The organism is Pseudomonas sp. NPDC087639, from assembly GCF_044743385.1.
In the GTDB taxonomy this organism is placed as follows: Bacteria; Pseudomonadota; Gammaproteobacteria; order Pseudomonadales; family Pseudomonadaceae; genus Aquipseudomonas.
The window spans coordinates 25,807-28,106 of sequence record NZ_JBIUWI010000070.1 but is presented as its reverse complement, the minus strand read 5'-3'; the positions used below and the strand labels follow the sequence as shown (position 1 = coordinate 28,106).

The 2,300-nt window shown below is 60.4% G+C and carries 2 protein-coding genes; both read left to right on the top strand.

Annotated features, from left to right (window positions below; genetic code table 11):
- Positions 1-1,644 (top strand): glyoxylate carboligase (gene gcl / locus ACIOVB_RS23035; RefSeq protein WP_401271718.1); only part of this gene is annotated, 1,644 nt, incomplete at its 5' end.
- A gap of 192 nt (positions 1,645-1,836) precedes the next feature.
- The coding region (locus ACIOVB_RS23030) for a TIM barrel protein (RefSeq protein ID WP_401271716.1) at positions 1,837-2,300 on the top strand (464 nt) is incomplete at its 3' end.

Here is a 2,300-nt window from a genome sequence, read left to right as displayed (position 1 = left end):
CACGTCCTCGCTCGCCACGTTGAAGGCGCCTCGCACATGGCCGAGGGCTACACCCGCACCAAGGCCGGCAACATCGGCGTGTGCATCGGGACTTCCGGCCCTGCCGGTACCGATATGGTCACCGGGCTCTACAGCGCCTCGGCCGACTCGATTCCAATCCTTTGCATTACCGGCCAGGCACCCCGCGCCCGTATGCACAAGGAAGACTTCCAGGCGGTCGACATCACCAGCATCGTCAAGCCAGTCACCAAGTGGGCGACCACTGTTCTGGAGCCGGGCCAGGTGCCTTACGCGTTCCAGAAAGCATTCTTCGAGATGCGCTCCGGCCGTCCAGGCCCTGTGCTGATCGATCTGCCGTTCGACGTGCAGATGGCCGAAATCGAATTCGATATCGACGCCTACCAGCCATTGCCGCTGGCCAAACCGACCGCTACCCGCGTTCAAGTCGAGAAGGCTTTGGCCTTGCTTGATCAGGCCGAGCGTCCATTGCTGGTGGCCGGTGGCGGCATCATCAACGCCGACGCCAGCGACCTGCTGGTCGAGTTCGCCGAACTCACCGGCATCCCGGTCATCCCGACCCTGATGGGCTGGGGCACCATCCCGGACGATCACCCGTTGATGGTCGGCATGGTCGGCCTGCAGACTTCGCATCGCTACGGCAACGCGACGATGCTCAAATCCGACGTGGTGCTGGGTATCGGCAACCGCTGGGCCAACCGTCACACCGGTTCGGTGGACGTATACACCGAAGGTCGCAAGTTCATTCACGTCGATATCGAAGGCACACAGATCGGCCGTGTATTCACGCCGGACCTGGGCATCGTGTCTGACGCCGCTGCCGCGCTGACCGTGTTCATCGAAGTGGCTCGCGAGTGGCAAGCCGCCGGCAAGCTGAAAAATCGCAGTGCCTGGTTGCAGGATTGCCAGCAACGCAAAGCCAGCCTGCACCGCAAGACCCACTTCGACAACGTGCCGGTCAAACCGCAGCGCGTGTATGAAGAGATGAACCAAGTATTCGGCAAAGACACCTGCTACGTCAGCACCATTGGTCTGTCGCAGATTGCCGGCGCGCAGTTCCTGCACGTTTACAAACCGCGTCACTGGATCAACTGCGGTCAGGCAGGCCCTCTGGGCTGGACCATTCCGGCAGCGCTGGGCGTGGTCAAGGCCGATCCGAGCCGCAAAGTCGTGGCCCTGTCGGGGGACTATGATTTCCAGTTCATGATCGAAGAACTGGCGGTCGGCGCTCAGTTCAAACTGCCTTACATCCACGTCGTGGTTAACAACTCGTACCTGGGGCTGATTCGTCAGGCCCAGCGCGGGTTCGAAATGGACTACTGCGTGCAGTTGTCCTTCGATAACCTGAACGCGCCGGAACTCAACGGTTACGGGGTTGACCACGTCGCAGTTGCCGAAGGCCTCGGCTGCAAGGCACTGCGTGTGTTCGAACCGTCGGAAATCGCCCCTGCCCTGCGCAAGGCCGAACAGATGATCGAAGAGTTCAAAGTGCCGGTGATCGTCGAGATCATTCTGGAGCGTGTGACCAACATCTCCATGGGGACCGAGATCAACGCCGTCAACGAGTTCGAAGACCTGGCGCTGGTCGGCAACGATGCGCCAACGGCGATTTCGCTGCTTGATTGAACGTAATTAGCTCCCTCTCCCCCCGGGAGAGGGCTGGGGTGAGGGAAAGGTTTTGCGGTGCTCGCAAAATCGGGATCAGACTCAGGATTCCCCCTCACCCTAACCCTCTCCCCCAGGAGAGGGGACTGATCGCGTTTCATCCGACCAATTGCGTCATACCTGTTACACGAGAACCTACAACGGGAGACCACCATGCCGCGTTTCGCAGCCAACCTGTCCATGCTGTTCACCGAACAGGATTTCCTTGCCCGTTTCGACGCCGCCGCCAAGGCCGGTTTCAGTGGCGTGGAATATCTGTTCCCGTACGACTTCAGCTCCGCCGAAATCAAAGCCAGGCTCGACGCCAACGGTCTGACCCAAGTGCTGTTCAACCTGCCGGCCGGTGACTGGGCCAAGGGCGAGCGCGGAATTGCCTGCTTGCCGGATCGGGTTGAAGAGTTTCGCGCCGGTGTCGATCTGGCGATTGCCTACGCACAAGTGCTGGGCAACACCCAGGTCAACTGCCTGGCCGGTATTCGTCCGCAAGGTATCGACGATGCCACCGTGGAAAAGACCTTCGTCGCCAACCTCAAATACGCCGCCGACAAGCTGCAAGCCGTCGGCATCAAACTGGTGATGGAAGCGATCAACACCCGCGACATCCCGGGTTTCTACCT